The following is a 16840-nucleotide window of genomic DNA, read 5'->3' as shown; positions in this document are numbered from 1 at the left end:
TTTTTCGAACCTAAAGATGGAACTAAGGATCATCAATACGAATGAGCTGCCGTTCGTCCGCCGTGCAGCATCCGTTGTAATGGGTTCTTCTGCTTCTTTCGCCATGATCTGCACGAACAGCGGCTGTCGGACACAAACCTCTTGCCAGAACCTAAGCGGCTCATACGGTCGTTTCTGGCGGTGACAAAAACGGCTGAGTTTTGGCCGGTACGGCAGCGCTCTTCGCGTCAATTCGCAGCGCGCGGCATTATCCGCATCTGGCTGGCTGCATCGTCATCCGAGATGGCTCTTTTGGAGTATCCAAAAGTCCCGCAAGCCTTCAATTCTTGGGCGGCACGGATCATTTCCCCCAAAGCAGCGCGAGCAAGTGACCCACCAGTGCTGATGCGCTTGACGCCTGCGGCAGAAAGATCGTCAACGGTATAGGACGCCGCTGAAAGACCAACGACAACATTCACCGGCACCGAGACTGATTTGCAGACCGCGCGAACGGTTGCGATGTCTGGCAGTCCCGGCGCGTAGACAACATCTGCACCCGCTTCCTCAAATGCTTGTAGGCGCAGGATCGTGTCATTCAAATCAGGGCGGTTATATATGAAATTCTCAGCCCGTGCTGTGATCAAAAAGCCGGGTCCGGACTTTGCGGCTACAGCCGCACGTATCCGGTCAACGGCATGTTTAAACTCATAGATCGGATTGTCTGGATCGCCGGTCGCATCTTCGATTGCACCACCGCATAGACCGGCTTTTGCAGCTTCCCGCACGGTTTGCGCACAGTCTTCGGGCGCATCACCGAAGCCGTTCTCCAAATCGGCAGAAACGGGCAGGTTTGTTGCTTCTACGATAGAACGTGCATTATCGAGCACCTGACTGCGGGACAAGCTGCCGCTGGAATCGCGGATTCCCATGGAGAACGCCAGACCAGCACTCGTTGTCGCAAGAGCTTTAAAACCAAGCCCCTCAAGAATGCGAGCCGTTCCTGCATCCCATGCGTTGGGCATAAGAAACGCCCCGGTTGAATGGTGCAGATGAATAAATTCGTCCAGCCTCTGTCGGTTCTCATCCATCAGCATTGTCTTGCAATCCTTCCGCAGTTCGAAGCGTTCATTCTTGGCAAGGTGATCTGACGATGAACGCCAGTCCCTGTCGGTAGCGACATTAGCCAATGGGGAAATGCGTGTTGCTTCAAACATACATCGAGCAAATAGACCTATCATCACAGTTACCTCCGAGATCAGAATAGGTCTTGCCGAGATATATCAGAAACGAATTGTATTGCTCACTGTGATGAGGTTTGGTAATCACACTTCATGAAGAACGATCTCGAAATTGACCTTCTTCGGTCCTTTGTGGCTGTTGCAGCTCACCGAAACTTCACGCACGCGGCGCGAACAATTGGTCGCACGCAATCGGCAGTTAGCCTTCAGATCAAACGCTTAGAAGATATTGTGGGGAAGCGTCTCTTTGACCGCAGCCGCCAATCGGTCTCAATCACGCATGTAGGTGAAGGGTTGCTCGTCTACGCCAATCGTATCCTTGCTGCCAATGATGCAGCACTCTCCCACATCCAAAGGCCAGAAGCAGAGGGCCTTGTGAGGCTCGGCGCTCCCGACGACTACGCAACCTACCTGTTGCCGCAGGTTCTGGCTGGCATCACAAAAGATCACCCGAGGCTACAGTTCGAAGTGACTTGCGACAACGCCAGTGACCTGCTGCCTATGCTGGAACGTGGCGATCTTGATGTTGTCGTCGCAACGCACCCTCTGAGCGCCGTTGCCGGTCAGATAGCAAGGCATGAGCCGCTCCATTGGGTCGCTTCACCCCACTATGTTGACGACCCCAAAACCCCGCTTTCACTTGTTCTGTTTCCGTCAGGCTGCGTTTGCAGAGACATTGCATTGGACGCCCTCAGGCAAATCGACCGATCTTGGCGCGTGGCATATTCAACGCGGAGCATTGGATTGATGGAAAAAGCGATGCTCGAAAGTTCAAGCGCATCCATCATGGAGGCTTCAATCATTCCGCCAAGCCTCAAGATTATCGACGGGCAGCCAGGATTTCCTGCCCTGTCCGAGGTCGTGATATCGGTTCACCAATCCAATGCCAGCGAACCGCACGTTTCTCTCGTTGCAGACAACCTTCTCTCTAAACTGGGATATGTGGCTAAGCAAAAAGCTTCATAGGCCTTTTCCATTGCTGCTACCGCCATTCTCTAATGATCTCAAAGCGAACAAAAACCCCATGACAGAACTTCACTGCCGATAACGGTCGATACTGGTGAAAAACTCGGGCCGTATCCCATCTACCGGAATCTACCCCTTTACACATTGCGGCAATATTAGGCTTATTAACATAAGACGGATTATGCGCTACGTCAGTGCTGCTGACCTACTTTGTCAGAGTACATAAATAGTGAGACCGAGTTAATGAGACTCCACACTGAACGTTCTCAATAACTTAGGTTTTTGGCATACTTACTGATTTCGATGAAAATTCCTTCGAGGTGGCAACGGATGAGCCCTGCTGGTCATGGGTTCCATCGCGGTAGAGTGTGGGATCCTGCGCTAAGCGATAGCGGCCGTTCATTCTCGGTGCGGCGGATTCAACGAACGAGCCCATCCTGTGCATTGGATTTCCTCGCTGCGCGCGCATGCAGCACGAAAGATGCTGCAACTGCCAAATTCTGATGCGGCCGGACGGCGAGAAAACCGGTCATTCATGCAAGACGCTGCAATATCAATCTGGCGAATTCACTGACTATAGATTAATCGTTGTCCGCTGCGGTTGCGCCAATTTCTGTTGGAGGCGCACAAAAACGCGTAAGTGAAAATATGTGATGTATGAGCGCGATTGACTTTCAATAGATTTCGACCGTGTTTGTCTCGAATTTCTTCAAAGCGTCGGGTAGCGAAATTATCCCCAATCCCGGTTCCGCGTTACACGCCCATCCCTGCTCCGAGACACGCGACGAAACCAAACCAAATGCGTCTCTATGCGGGTTGGGGTTTACGTCGACTTCCAGAAGACCTTCGCCGCCGACTGCGGCCAAGAGATTGGCGGACGCTTGCAGACCAATGCCGCCTCCGAGAAAATGTGGGCAATAGAGGAGACCCTGTGACCGGGCTTGCTCTCCGACTGCAAGGCAGCCAGTCAAGCCGCCCCATTTGATTATGTCGGGTTGCAAGACCTGTAACTGTGCAGTTTCCGCGGTTTTTTCGAACTCTTTGAAGCCAATTATGTTTTCGCCACCAGCCAGCGGGTAAGGGCGGGCATCATTGAGTTTTTTCCAATCGAGAGTTGGCGAGTCTGCAGGAATGGGTTCTTCTAACCATGCCAAGGGGAGGGTTGTTGTCTGGACCATAAATTTCAGGGCTTCGTCGACGTCCCATGCCTGATTGGCATCGGCTGCGATGGTCTCGTCTTTTGATTTATTATCGAACAGCCGGTGTATTCGGTTCAGGTCATCTTCGGTCTTGAACCCGACCTTTACTTTGAAATTTTTGAACCCAATTTCGCGTGCGTCAGCGATAAGAGCGTCCGCATCCTTGATGTGAATTCCACTTGCATATGCAGGGACATGGTCCGCTGCCTTGGCATTCACAAAACGGCGTAGGGTCTTGCCAGATCTACGCGCGAACATATCCCACACAGCGATGTCTAGACCTGCAATAACCTGGCGGAATGGGCCCCACTCACCACTTTGCAATGCCACAATGTGAGTCCGTTTGGTAAGAGCATGGAACAGGTCAGTGGGATGACTTAGCGGGCAATCAAATACCAATGGACCAATATCGCGTGCCAAAAGGTTCACACGATGTTCCGCTGCCGCAGCAGGCCAGTTTGCAAAAATCTCGCCCCATCCGAAAGCGCCATCTGTGTCTTCAACTCGAACGAAGACCGCGGGTCTGTCGAGCATGGTCCCAAACGACGTAATGATTGGTTTTGCGATTGGGCTACGAAACGCATATGCGTTGATCCGAGCTATGCGGACAGGCCCAATCAAGCGAGAAGATCCATATTAAGTTGGATGTAATCGCCACGATAAGTCACGTCCGCCATATAAAGAATGGTTTCATCAGCATCGCATAGAACCCGCCGCACTTCCGCGACAGGTTCGCCGACAGAAAGGTCCAAATGCATCGCCGCCTCCATGTCGCATTTGCTGATAATAAGCCGCTGGCGCGCAATCGATATCTCAATGTCAGGATCATCAAAAAACACCGGCAATGCGAGATGGGTTCGAATCTTTGCTTCGTGTTTGTCGAAAATGGCCTTGGCTAGATAGAGGGTAATGATGCAATACCGCTGTCCGTCTCGCGAGTGAATGCGGCGGATCATGTGATACTGGCCCGCTGATTTGCCGGTTTCGACGCCGTCTGGAAGCTCCGTCAGCCTGTCATCAAGGCTCACCAAATCGGGAACATCCCCACGATAAAGATCTATGAGTTCTGACAGCTTGGTGACCACACTCAGAGGTCGCGTCGGAGCTTTGTGCGGAAGAACAGTTGTTCCGCGTCCCCGTTTCGGATCTACAAGTCCTTCAGCCTCGAGGATTTTGATCGCTTCTCGCACCGTGACCCGCGCGACCTGAAACTCTTTCATTAATTCATTGACAGTTGGCAATAACTCACCGGTTTTCCAGACTTCTCGCATGATTCTCTGCCGCAAATCTTCTGCGACTTTCAGGAATAAGGGCGTGCGGTCTTGGCGAAATTTCTCATTACTCATGTCCATTCTTACCTTATTTTCATAGGGTTAGACAATAAAAAGTCTAAAGTCCTATAAATAGTATTTTTGCGTTGCCAGGGGCGCGTTTTCTTGATTAAGCTTATATATAGGACTTTAGACCTTTAGTGCGAGAGCAAAATGCTGGTATATGATTATATCATTGTTGGTGCAGGAACAGCGGGGGCAACGCTTGCTGCGCGCCTGAGCGAAAACCCGACCTGTAACGTGCTTGTTCTTGAGGGCGGAGGCTCTGACCGAAACCTTTGGCTCAAGCTTCCTGTCGGCTACTATAAGTCCATTTATAACACGACATTTTCCCATCTTTACCGCTCGGAACCCGATCAGGGGATCAATGGGCGCAAGATGGATTGCCCGCGCGGCCGTGTGATTGGTGGTTCAAGCTCAATCAACGGCCTTATCTATATTCGCGGCCAGCATGAAGACTTTGATGATTGGGCCAAATTGGGCGCGGACGGCTGGGATTATGAGTCGGTCCTCCCCCATTTCCGAAGTCTGGAAACTTATGCCGGAGAGCCCTCTCAGTTCCGGGGGAGCTACGGACCGCTTCACGTAAGTGATCTGCGCAACAAAAACGCAGCCTGCGATGCTTGGCTGGATGCCGCGCAAGCGTCCGGTTTGCCCCGCAACGCTGATTTCAATGGCGAAACCACACATGGGATTGGTGGTTATCAACTCACCCTGCGGGGGCGCTGGCGGGACAGTTCGGCGACCGCCTTTCTGAAACCCGCAATGAAGCGCGCTAATCTTACGGTCAAGCTCAGGGCGCATGTTACCGGCATTACCTTTGAGGGACGCCGCGCCACCGGCGTATCTTTCCGCCAGAATGGTCAGGACCATACCGTCAATGCGACGACCGAGGTCATCTTGTGTGGCGGGGCAGTCCAAACCCCGCAGCTCTTGCAATTGTCCGGGATTGGCCCGGTTGATCTTTTGAAGGAACATGGGATCAACCTGCGCCACGCAGCGCCGGAAGTTGGTGAAAACCTTCAAGACCATATTCAAATGCGCACCATCGTTGAGCTTTCTCAACGTGGTGTTTCCCTGAACGACCACGTCCGAAATCCGTTCCGCCTAGCCCAGATGGGGCTTGACTGGCTGATCAACGGAGCCGGCCCGCTGAGCGTCGGCGCAGGGCAGGTCGGCGGCGCGATAAAGACAAAATATGCCAAAGATGACCGGCCTGATGTTCAGCTCTTCGTGATGCCGCTGTCTGTCGATAAGCCGGGCAAGCCACTGCACAAATACCCTGGATTCACGACATCGTTTTGGCAGTGCCACCCTGAAAGTCGCGGTCAGATTCAGATCGGGACGACGGACCCGTTTGCAGACCCGAAAATCCGCATGAACTACTTTGGCGTTCAGCACGATCTTGATGTCACGCTTGAAGGATTGAAGGTCGTTCGAGAAATCTATCAGCAGCCGGAGTTCCGCGAGCTTTGGTCGAGGGAAGTGATACCCGGCAATACACACAGGACTGACGAAGACCTCAAAACTGCGATCCGCGCGAATGCGACCACGGTCTACCATCTTGTTGGAACCTGCCGCATGGGCAAAGACGAAACAGCTGTTGTCGACCCGAATCTACGCGTTCAAGGGGTCGAAGGCCTGCGCGTCGTTGACGCGTCCGTCATGCCGCGCATCCCTTCCGCAAATACGAACTCTGCAACCTACATGATTGCCGAAAAAGCCGCCCAAATGATCAAGGACGGCAACTAGAAACCGACGATAACTAGGAGGAAATATAATGAAAAACTGGACAAAAGCCGCGTTCCTGACCGGTGCTCTCGCACTTGGTCCGGTCATGGCGTCAGCGCAGGAATTCAATCCGCTGGATTGGCGTTCTGTTCCAGAAATGGACGACCAGATCACCATGAAGATCGGTCACTCGGTCAACATGGAATGGTCATCCCACACAGCAACCCTCAAGCGTTTCGCGGAACTTGTTTCGATCTATTCGAACAACGAAATCCGCCCTGAAATCTTCCCCGGCTCACAGCTCGGAAACGAACGTGAAATGGTTCAGCAGGCCCGTCAGGGTGCTCTGCATGTCACGCTGCCCGCGACAAACAACATAGCGGCTTTGGCACCATCCCTGAACGTTTTCATTCTGCCTTATCTTGCGACATCAACAGAGCAGGTGAACTACCTTCAGGATGAAATCACCCCGTTCCTGGTTCCGCGCGTGATTGACGAAGCAGGCGTTCGCATTGTTGGTTGGGAAAACTCCGGCTGGCGCGCGTTCTTTTACAAATCAGACGAACCGATCGAAACACCTGCCGATCTTGCCGATCTGAAAATGCGGGTACCACCGAACCCGATCATGATCGCGTCATATGAAGCATGGGGCGGTAACCCCACGCCAATCGCGTGGCCTGAGCTTTACAACGCGCTGCAGCAGGGTGTCGTCGAAGGTGGTGACAATCCAGTGACTGATGTTATTGGCATGAAGTTTGACGAAGTCATCAACCGCATGACTACGTTTCACTATACGATCCTGACTCACCCAATCGTTGTGTCAGAAGTCTGGTTCCAAGGTCTTTCCGAAGATCACCAGGCAGCAGTTTTGCGTGCTGGTGAAGAAGCCACGGATTACATTCGCTGGTGGCAGCCAATTGATGAAGCCAACTGGTGGGAAAAAGCCCGCGAAGCTGGTGTTGAAATCACAGCCATCGAAGACGAAACAGAATGGTTGGAAAAGGCACGCGCAATCTGGCCTGACTACTACGAAGCCATTGGTTCAGACGGCGAAGCTGTCGCTCAGCGTGCACTGGATATTCTGGCTGCTTACCCAGGCGACTAATCTTAAAATCAATGTTGCACCCGGCGTTTTTTTCGCCGGGTGCAACACCTTATTTTCAGGGGCTCAATGATGAAATTTCTTAGATACGTTTTGTTCGGGCTCGCTGCATCCGGCCTTGCGTTTATGGTCGGCGCACTTTTCTTGCAGGTTGTCTCGCGGGAGCTGAGATGGGCCGTTGACTGGACCGAAGAACTTGGCCGCTTCAGCTTCATTTCGATGGTCTTCTTCGCGGCGGCCTATGGCACCTTGACACGATCACATCTGCGGGTGTCGGTGTTCTCAGATTTGATTGGGCGTAAGATTGGCATTCGAACAATCGACTTTTTTCATACCGTGGTGCTCCTTGGATTTTCAGCCACGATGGCGTTTTTCGCTTGGAACAATTTCATCGATGGTCTGCGCTATCCGAATACTTCGGCGGCACTCGGTTTTAATCAAAACAACTTGTTTGTCGCGATGAGCACGGGCTTTGCAATTATCTTTGTCCTCCATCTGCGCGACTTCGTCGTGTTGCTGCGTGGCGGCGAACTTGACGTTCCTCAGAAGGATCTTGGTGATGAATGAAGTCTATGTGATCCTGCTGGTCCTCTTTCCGATCTTACTGTTTCTCGGACTACCAATTTATGCATCACTTGGCATCACGGGCCTTGCCGTCAGCTATCTGACCGATGCACCGCTTGTTTTCGCAACGCAAAACGTTCTGAACGGTTTGGATAAGTTTGCGTTGCTGGCGATCCCGTCGTTCATTTTGGCTGGCAACATCATGCAAAAGGGCGGCATTACCGAAGATATCATCAGCATTTTCCGTCACGCATTTGGTCATATTCCCGGAAGTCTTGGGCTTGTGACGATCTTTTCATGCATGTTCTTTGCCGCAATCTCAGGCTCTGGACCCGGCACGGTTGCGGCGATTGGCGCAATCATGATCCCCTCGATGATCAAATATGGCTACCCACCTGAATATGCGGCGAGTGTGTCAGCAACAGGCGGAACGCTAGGCGTTATGATCCCCCCCAGCAATCCGCTGATCATCTACGGCATCATCGCAAATGTTTCGATTGCCGACCTGTTTGCCGCGGGCATGCTGCCAGGCTTGTTCACCGCATTTCTCTTAGCTGGCGTTGCCTATGTGCTGGCGCTTCGGTCTGGCGCAGTCATGGAGGTCGACCACAGTGTCGAACGCCAAAGCATCTGGCGCTTGATCTGGAAAGCAAAGTTTGCACTGTTCCTGCCAGTCTTCATATTGGGCGGCATCTATTCGGGGATATTCACCCCTGTTGAGGCGTCGGTTTGTGCGGTGGTCTATGCGCTGGTCGTAAGTGTTGTCGTCTATCGCCAGTTGACACTTCCCGGTCTGCGGGCCGCATTCGAAAACGCTGTGCGTCTCGGCGGTGCCCTGATGATAATCGTTGCATGTTCCACCTTGTTTGCCACCGTCATCACGCTGGAACGCATTCCACAAGACGTCGTTGCGACGTTCAGCGGTATCACAGAAAGTGCGACGCTGATCTTACTGTTGATCTGCCTACTATTGATCATCATCGGTACGTTCATGGAGACAATTAGTGCAATCATCATTCTGGCACCAATCCTTGTGCCCTTGGTGGTAAGCTACGGCATCGACCCGATCCACTTCGGTATCATCCTGATCGTGACGATCGAGATCGCTTTCCTTACCCCACCCCTTGGCGTGAACCTCTTTGTGGCGAGCCAGATTGCGAACATCAAATTCGAACGCGTAGCCGTAGCAATCCTACCCTTTGTCGCCACGCTTATCGTAGCAATGTTGATCGTCATTTTCTTCCCACAGCTCAGCCTCTGGCTGCCTGAAACCCTTCGCAGCCTGAGGTAACCCTATGCGTGTTGAAATTCAAAACCCGGCCAATCCAAGCGAGGTCGTTGGATCGTTTCCAACAATATCGCCCGATGATGTCCCCGCGATCATGGCGACTGCACGGGCAGCGCAACGAGAATGGGCCCGGGTTCCTCAACCTGAGCGTGGCAAAATCGTCGGCGCCTTTCTGGATGGTTTGGAAAAACGTCGTGAAGACATCGCAACGGCGATTACGCGCGAAATGGGCAAGGTCATTGGTGAATCCCGTGGCGAGGTGAACAAAGCACTGGGCGAAGGTCGCGCCACCACACACCGCGCCTCGGCGCCGATCGGAGAGGTCCTTCCCTCGCAAAAGCCGGGTACGGTGACGTATTCCACCCGTCGTCCGCGGGGCGTGATTGTGGGGATTAGCCCTTGGAACTTTCCGTTTAGCACGCCAATCCGCAAGACGATCCCGGCATTGGTTTATGGCAATGCCATCGTGTTGAAACCATCCATCAGCACGCCCGGTGCCGCATTTATCATGCAAGAGGTGGCTGATGAAATCCTACCCAAGGGCCTGTTCCAAATCGCCTATGGGTCCGGAAGTTTGGGCGGTGCCTTGACCTCTGCAAACGGTGTCAACGCAATCAGCTTCACCGGGTCCGTTGGCATTGGGCGCATTGTTGCAAAGGCCGCCGCAGAAAATCTAGCCGAAATCAGTCTGGAACTTGGTGGCAAGAACCCGGCCATCTTGAATGATGCCAGCGATCTGGACGCAACGCTTGATCAGATTTACATGGCTGCGTTTGCGGTTTGTGGACAACGCTGTACGGCGATCAGTCGCGTCATCGTACGTCGTGAAATAGAAGCTCAGGTCGTTGAAGGACTAGCCGCGCGCGCGAATTCCGCTGTTGTCGGCGATGGGCTTGACCCGGCGACAACAATTGGTCCGCTGATGGGGGACAAGGCCCGCAATGATGTTGCAGGTTTCGTCGAACGCGCTGTTAGTGAAGGGGCAAAAGTAGCGGCTGGCGGGCAAAGAATTGACCAGAACGGAGGCTACTTTTTCGCGCCAACGATCTTGTCAGGTGTGACACCTCTCATGGAAGTCGCAAGGGAAGAAGTCTTTGGCCCGGTCCTTGCTGTCATCCCATATGACACTCCGAGCGAAGCCCTTGAAATCTGCAATGACATAGAATTCGGCCTTTCGGCCTGTCTCTATTCTGAGCAAACGCCGCTGGTCGACCGCTTTATCGCTGAGGCTGAAAGCGGAATGCTACACGTCAACTGCGGCAGCTTCCCCGAAGACCACGCGCCCTTCGTCGGGGTCAAAAATTCGTCGCTCGGTGTCGGGGGCTCAAACGGCGCATCAACCCTGCATTTCTACACGCAGGAACATACGGTTTTCCGCAAAGGACAGGTATGAGTAACCCCGATCCATCGCCTGACCTGCGCCTGTCCCTAAAGACCCAAGGGGGCGACAACGTGGCGACGGTGCTTGACGATCTACTGGACTGCACCGCCATCGCCGGAGGCGTGACGATCGATCAAGGTATCCCCTTTGGGCACAAGGTGGCGCTGGTCTCTATTTCAAAAGGTGAGGCAATTCTAAAGTACGGTGTTGTCATAGGCCATGCCAAGACTGCTATCCGCGAAGGAGAACATGTGCATGTCCACAACATTGCATGATCCAATCGGAAAGGGGTGGCGGCGTGCCGACGGGCGCATCGGCGTTCGCAATCACGTCATCGCATTTTCGACCGTGGCACTGACCGACCGTGTCACGGCTCTCGCCGCCGCCCAAGTTTCCGGTGTCCTACCAATTACGCCCGCTTTCCAGCGGGGGTTGCGCGGTGATGATGCCACCCTTCAAGAAGAGATGATCAAAGCCATCATAGCGCACCCAAATGTTGGCGCAGCGCTTGTCGTCACACATGATCGCTCTTCTGCTGACAGGTTACAGGCAGTCTGCTCTGAAGTCGAAAAACCAATCTTTGTTGTCGCGCTCATGGCCCAACGCGGAATGCAGGCAGCTCAGGAAAGTTTGACCACGAAACTGCGCAGTCTTTTGGATGCAACGGCAGGACAATCAAAATCTGAATTCAACCTATCAAACCTCACTGTCGCACTAGAGTGCGGAGGATCAGACGCGACATCCGCACTTTGTGCTAATCCAGCCATTGGTCGCTTTGTTGACCTACTGATCGAAGCTGGTGGCACTGCTATTGTCTCTGAAACCGCGGAGTTTTTAGGTGGAGAAGATGTCGTCCGAGCGCAATCCAAGACCCCTCAAATCGCTGACGCTATTTTGGCACATCTAAGCGCTGAAGAAGCAATGATGAACTCGGACGGTACTGATTACCGTGGGGTGAACCCAACACAAGAAAACATAGAAGCCGGCCTCAGCACATTAACAGAAAAAACCATGGGTGCGCTTTGCAAGATCGGGACCAGCCGCTTTGCAGGGGCGTTGAATTTCGGGGAACGTCCTAAGGGGAAAGGCCTCTTCTTCATGAACACACCTTTCTTCAGCCCGACATCTCTTACCGGCATGGTATTGGGGGGCGCACAAGTCTCTCTTTTTGCGATGGGGGTCTTTAATCCGTCCGGACTGCCACTTGCCCCGACAATCAAGATTTGCGGCAACCCCAAGACCTTATCTGACTGGCCAGACGCAATAGACCTAGACGTGTCAGATGTGATTTCTGGGAAATCACGTTATGACGAAGCTGCGGATGAAATCCGGATGGCGATGAGGCGTATTTCCGAGGGTCAGATGACGTGTGCTGAAAAACTTCAAGAGGGCCAGATCATCCTTCCGATCACGCAAGCGCCACTCTGAACAAGCGTTATAAACCAGAGATAGTTTGTAAGGAATGTCATGACATTTCCATCGCCTTAAGAAACCCTCCGAGATTGTAGCTTTGAACGGCCGCTTCCACGACGCAGGCCGCATTGCAGCAAAGAGCTTGCTGCAACTGCGAACAAATGCTGCGTCAGCAACATGGCAAAACATCAATGTCGGTTGAGTCCCGCTGTTTGCTAGTTAGTGCGGCCCGCAGCGAAGGTCGGTTATGGCCCCTGCCCCAGTCCCATCAATTGAAAACACTAAGTGGTTGTTTTCATTGGTTGTGCAGTCTCAGCATTGAAGGACTCCGACATACCCTTATTAATGCGCCATAAATATGAGATTCGTATTTTGAGAGACTCTGTTTGGACAAGCGAGCCAAAAACTCTTATTTGGTGCTCAAGCTGCACTTGTCCGAGCATGTATATGCGATCCACTTGGCGTCGCCTCAATATCAAAGCCTTCCGTGATCAAAGCTTTAACCTGCTCGGTGTGCGAAATCAGACCAACAGCGCGCATCTCGCCCGTCAATGAACACAATGTCTCAAGCGCTGTATCTAATGTCTCTTGGTCCAATGTGCCAAACCCTTCATCGATGAAAATCGCGTCCAACTTTATGCCGCCACTGTTTTGTTGGACCACATCTGAAAGCCCCAAGGCCAGCGCAAGAGAGGCTTGAAACCCTTCGCCGCCAGACAGACTGGTGGTTGATCGTGACTTTTCTGTATTGGCATCAAAGACAGCAATATCAAGACCACGCTTTGATCGTCCGCCCGTCGTCTCAACTGGGCGATGAAGTTGGAATCGCTGATTGGTCATCGGCCCAAGGCGTTGATTGGAAGCATCCAAAATCTCGTCAAACATCGCTGCGATTGCAAATTCAGGCAGCCTAACTTTGAGGTCATTGTCGCCATTGACGAGACCCGCAATCTCACCGAGTGGGGCATATTTTTCCTCTAGACCGGCGATCTTTGCAGAAAGCGCTGTGATCGTTGCGAATACCTCGTTTTTGCGCTCAAGTTCAGAATTCAGTCTCGCCTGCTCAGATCGACCATTGTCCAATTCATCTGTGCACGCTTTGGCAATAGCTGTAAGAGCCTCAATGTCAGGGCGTTCCTGATCTCCAATGTCCTCAATCAACCGTTCCAACCGGTCTTTGTGTGAAGCAACCTGATTGGTATGAGATTGGATTGCCGTTTCAAGTTCCTCCAAATGGGCGACATCAGATTTTGCAGATTTATAGCCTTCTTCACTCAGTTTGGATGCCTCCAAACTCTTTGAAAAATCTTCTTCCGCCTTCTTTGATGCTGTTTCTACCTTAGACAGGTTTGTGCTGGCGTTGCGGTGACCTTCTTTTGCAGATGCCAATTGAAGACCTGCGGCTTTCTCCGCGTCAATCGCGGTTGTGTTTTCCTGCTCGAAGCAAGACTGCTCGGCGCGCGCCGTCGTCAAGTCTTCCGTTAGCGACGGCAGACTTCGCCTATTTTCAGGCACTTCCGCGAGTGTTGTGGTCAGCGCGGTCTGTGCATTGGACACCGCTTGCATTTGCAAACCAACTTCTCTTGATGCTTCTTCGCGGGCCTTCAGGGTATCATTTGAAGCGCTTTCAGCTCTGGAGAGACGCTCTGCCAAATCGTTGAACCGCGTATCGCCTTCCAGTTTTTCTCTTGTTTCCTTGGCGGTTTGCAGCAACGGCGCAAGCGTTCCGCGGCTGCGTTCGGGCTTTGTCAACGCATCAAGTTCTTGCTGCCGTTCAGCCAATATGGCCTCGCCCGTTGCGACAAGGCCCTTCGCCGCGCGTTCTTCTTCCGCTGCCGTATCGCGCGATCGCTCTGCCGCTTCGAAGTTTTCATGACGCCCAAGACGTTCTGGGTCACCCGTTGCTGGATCTGGGTGCTCTGTTGATCCGCATGCAGGACAAGGTTTACCTGCGCTGAGCTTTCGGGCGACATGCAAGGCTTGAATATCGGTCAGTTCCTGTTCGGCTTTTGAAAACGCTTCCTGACATTTTGTCAGATAGGAGTCCGCTTTTTTGTGATCTTGGAGCAGGGACGTGAGATTTGTCGCTTGCTGATTTCTCTTCAACAGACAGGCTTCGAACTGGCCGGTTATCTCCGCTTCGCGTTGGAGTGCTGCCAAATCTGTCGTTGCGGCGCTGACCGCTTTTGTATGTTCAGGTATCGCTCGTTGAAGGGCTTGAATCTCACCTAGTTTCTGATTGGCAGCAGCCTCTGCGCTCTTTGCTTCCACTTCAGCCGTTTCAGCCTTCCGGTGGGCTTGCTTGGCCTCGGCCACCGGACCTTGAAGTGAAGCCGCTTTTTCTAGAATCCCCTCCCAACGTTCGAGCTTTTGAACCATCGCGGCAGCTTTGTCGCGCCGCGGTTTTTGTTTGGCTACACGTTCTTGTTCTGCCACCGCTGCCTCATGGGATGTTGTGGCCAAGCCGAGTGCAATATCGGCATCTGTCTTGAGTTTTGACGCATCTATCAAATCTTGCTTTGTACGATCGCGAACCGTTTCAGCCGGAAGAACCGATTGTGCAGCGCGCGCGACTGAAACGCGGGCCTGATAGGCTTTGATTGTCTTTGCTTTTGACTTAAGTTCCCCTTCATCCTTCTTGGCGTCGGACAAAGACTTAAACTTCGCGAGCAGTGTTTCTCCTTCGGTGAGGGTTTTTTGATGTGTGGCTGCTTGCGTTGCCAGCGTCTTTAGTTTTTCACCAAGCTCAGCGATGGATTTGTCACGTGATGCGATATCGTCTTTGAGCTCTTGTTCTGTCAGGCCCTCAAGTGTTGTGTCCCTGACAATACGTTCGTCCTTGATCTCACGATGCATATTCGCGGCTTGAGTGCGAATTTTCTGCATGAAGTTCTCATAGAGAGAGACATCAAACAGCCGCTTTAATATCGGCGCCCGATCGTCTGAATTGGCGGTGAGAATTTTACGGAACTCACCTTGTGGCAGCAAGACGATTTGCCTGAACTGAGCGGCGTCATAGCCAAGCAGATCTCTGATCATAGGATCGACCTGGCTTGTTTTCTTTTCAGACAGCATCTCGCCAGAATTGTCTTTCGTGATCTGATCCAAGGTTAGCCCGGTCGCATCAAACAGATAAGCCTCATGCGCCTGAGAAGTCGTCCCTTCCCCTCGATTGGAGGCACGCTCCTGTCTGGGAATGCGGCGAACAACATAGCGTTTCTCACCAAGATCAAAGACGAGCTCGACCTCAGTAATGTCTTTGGGGTCAGCATAATCAGACAGCATGTCATCAGAGGCTCTTTCAGCACCTGATGATTGCCCAAACAAAGCAAATGCAATCCCATCAAATATTGTGGTTTTACCTGCACCTGTATCCCCATAGATGCCAAATATTCCAGCATCGAGCGCAGCGGTAAAATCTACTACTTCTCTTCCAGCATAGGGACCAAAGGCGTTTAACGTGAGGCGAATGGGACGCATTACACTTCCTTCCGCACCGGTTGGTCGACAATTTTCGTCACAACATCGGTCTCAGCTTCATTGGGTTTCTCGCCGCGCACAAACTCAACAAATTCGCTGATCACACCCATTGGATCGTCCAATTTAGAATGTGCCCGACCCGCACTTGCATGAACCAGCTCGCGTTTTTTCTCGCGCAAGGTCTGCAAAACATTTGGGTAGTACGGCCGCAATTGCGCCGCTGGCTCGACCACCGAACCTTCATCAAGAAAAATAGCGCTGATGTAATCCTCGCTTGGAGACTTCTCTGCCTCAGCGACCAAATCGGCCATCAGGCCCCTGACCTCCCTAACTTTTCGCAGCGGTTCAAACGCAATCTCTCTGAAATTCTCAAGGCTACCATCAGCGGACAGATTAAACAGGGCCATGGTCTTTGTCGTGTCAGCCTCATCAAAGCCAAAGGCCAGAGGTGATCCGCTGTAACGTATGGTCTCATTTCCAGCGGTTTGAGAGCGATGTAAGTGACCAAGCGCGACATAATTGGCACCGTCAAAAAGGCTGCTGGATACGGTCTCAACCGTGCCCACCGACAATGTACGTTCGGATTCGCTGGGAAGACTGCCTGTTACAAATGCGTGCGCGACGATTACCCATCGGGCACCTTCAGGCTTTAGCGCGCGAGCTGCATCCACCTCAAACCTCAATACGTCCTCGGGCGACCGGATGGTTTCATCGTCAAATGCGCGCCGAGCTGCAAATATTTCGCCATATGGAAGTGCCGAAAAAGCGACAGGACCATGTTCATCATCCAAGACGATCGGGTGTTCATCCCGCGCCAATGTTCCCCTGATCAAAATGCGATTACGATCATAAAGCTTGGTCGGCCCGGCAAGCCTTTGTCCAGAATCGTGATTGCCCGCAATGATGACAATCGCAGCATCAGTCTCTTCATAGACACGCTCAATGAAACTGCAAAACAGCGCAACAGCAGCCTCAGATGGCGCTTGCTTGTCATATATATCGCCAGCGACGATCAACACCTGAATGTCATTCTCGACCACCGCATTAAGAATTTGGTCTAAAACATGCCCCTGATCATCCATCAGCGACACTTTCCGAAAGGTCTTTCCAAGGTGCCAATCTGCTGTGTGAAGGATTCGCATGCTGCACTCCGTTACTTTTTGCACGT

Annotated in this window: 13 protein-coding genes; 8 read left to right on the top strand and 5 right to left on the bottom strand. The window is 52.5% G+C overall.

What is annotated here, in order from left to right; translation table 11 throughout:
- Positions 1–227: 227 nt before the first annotated feature.
- Positions 228–1166 carry an oxaloacetate decarboxylase gene (locus D9K61_RS07220; protein WP_254055706.1) on the bottom strand — a complete coding sequence of 313 codons (939 nt, stop codon included), beginning with the start codon at positions 1164–1166 and terminating at the stop codon, positions 228–230.
- 144 nt (positions 1167–1310) lie between these two features.
- On the opposite strand from D9K61_RS07220, the gene D9K61_RS07215 reads away from it, so the two are divergent.
- Positions 1311–2183, top strand: a complete 873-nt coding sequence (locus tag D9K61_RS07215; protein WP_120632584.1) for a LysR substrate-binding domain-containing protein — start codon at positions 1311–1313, stop codon at positions 2181–2183.
- 674 nt (positions 2184–2857) lie between these two features.
- On the opposite strand, the gene D9K61_RS07210 is transcribed toward D9K61_RS07215, so the two are convergent.
- Together D9K61_RS07210 and D9K61_RS07205 are read right to left on the bottom strand one after the other, a co-directional pair.
- The gene (locus D9K61_RS07210) at positions 2858–4003 is read right to left on the bottom strand and encodes a mandelate racemase/muconate lactonizing enzyme family protein (RefSeq protein ID WP_120632583.1); all 1146 of its coding nucleotides are present in this window, start codon (positions 4001–4003) and stop codon (positions 2858–2860) included.
- Complete coding sequence (locus tag D9K61_RS07205) at positions 4000–4728, bottom strand: GntR family transcriptional regulator (protein WP_254055704.1); 729 nt, start codon at positions 4726–4728, stop codon at positions 4000–4002. Before D9K61_RS07205 ends, D9K61_RS07210 begins: the two co-directional genes overlap by 4 nt.
- A gap of 138 nt (positions 4729–4866) precedes the next feature.
- Here D9K61_RS07205 and D9K61_RS07200 point away from each other — a divergent pair, with 138 nt between their 5' ends.
- The 7 genes from D9K61_RS07200 (at position 4867) to D9K61_RS07170 (ending at position 12207) form a co-directional block, all read left to right on the top strand.
- A complete protein-coding gene (locus D9K61_RS07200) occupies positions 4867–6465 on the top strand; it encodes a GMC family oxidoreductase (RefSeq protein ID WP_120632581.1) in 1599 nt (532 codons plus the stop codon).
- 28 nt (positions 6466–6493) lie between these two features.
- The gene (locus D9K61_RS07195) at positions 6494–7549 is read left to right on the top strand and encodes a TRAP transporter substrate-binding protein (RefSeq protein WP_120632580.1); all 1056 of its coding nucleotides are present in this window, start codon (positions 6494–6496) and stop codon (positions 7547–7549) included.
- Positions 7550–7672: 123 nt separating this feature from the next.
- Entirely contained in the window at positions 7673–8113 is a 441-nt protein-coding gene (locus D9K61_RS07190; RefSeq protein ID WP_162946790.1) for a TRAP transporter small permease, read from the top strand.
- Positions 8106–9401 (top strand): TRAP transporter large permease, encoded by a 1296-nt coding sequence (locus D9K61_RS07185; RefSeq protein WP_120632578.1) that lies wholly within the window; start codon positions 8106–8108, stop codon positions 9399–9401. The genes D9K61_RS07190 and D9K61_RS07185 overlap by 8 nt, the downstream gene beginning before the upstream one ends.
- Before the next feature lie 4 nt (positions 9402–9405).
- Positions 9406–10791, top strand: a complete 1386-nt coding sequence (locus tag D9K61_RS07180; protein ID WP_120632577.1) for an aldehyde dehydrogenase — start codon at positions 9406–9408, stop codon at positions 10789–10791.
- A complete protein-coding gene (locus tag D9K61_RS07175) occupies positions 10788–11054 on the top strand; it encodes a UxaA family hydrolase (protein WP_120632576.1) in 267 nt (88 codons plus the stop codon). Before D9K61_RS07180 ends, D9K61_RS07175 begins: the two co-directional genes overlap by 4 nt.
- A complete protein-coding gene (locus D9K61_RS07170; RefSeq protein WP_120632575.1) occupies positions 11035–12207 on the top strand; it encodes a UxaA family hydrolase in 1173 nt (390 codons plus the stop codon). Before D9K61_RS07175 ends, D9K61_RS07170 begins: the two co-directional genes overlap by 20 nt.
- 405 nt (positions 12208–12612) lie before the next feature.
- On the opposite strand, the gene D9K61_RS07165 is transcribed toward D9K61_RS07170, so the two are convergent.
- Together D9K61_RS07165 and D9K61_RS07160 are read right to left on the bottom strand one after the other, a co-directional pair.
- Complete coding sequence (locus tag D9K61_RS07165; protein ID WP_120632574.1) at positions 12613–15672, bottom strand: AAA family ATPase; 3060 nt, start codon at positions 15670–15672, stop codon at positions 12613–12615.
- Positions 15672–16814, bottom strand: coding sequence for an exonuclease SbcCD subunit D (locus D9K61_RS07160; RefSeq protein WP_120632643.1), 1143 nt, complete (start codon positions 16812–16814; stop codon positions 15672–15674). The genes D9K61_RS07165 and D9K61_RS07160 overlap by 1 nt, the downstream gene beginning before the upstream one ends.
- Positions 16815–16840 lie beyond the last annotated feature (26 nt).

It is taken from the genome of Ruegeria sp. EL01, assembly GCF_900313035.1.
In the GTDB taxonomy this organism is placed as follows: Bacteria; Pseudomonadota; Alphaproteobacteria; order Rhodobacterales; family Rhodobacteraceae; genus Ruegeria.
The sequence above is the reverse complement of the archived record's forward strand: the minus strand, read 5'-3'. Positions and strand labels throughout refer to the sequence as shown.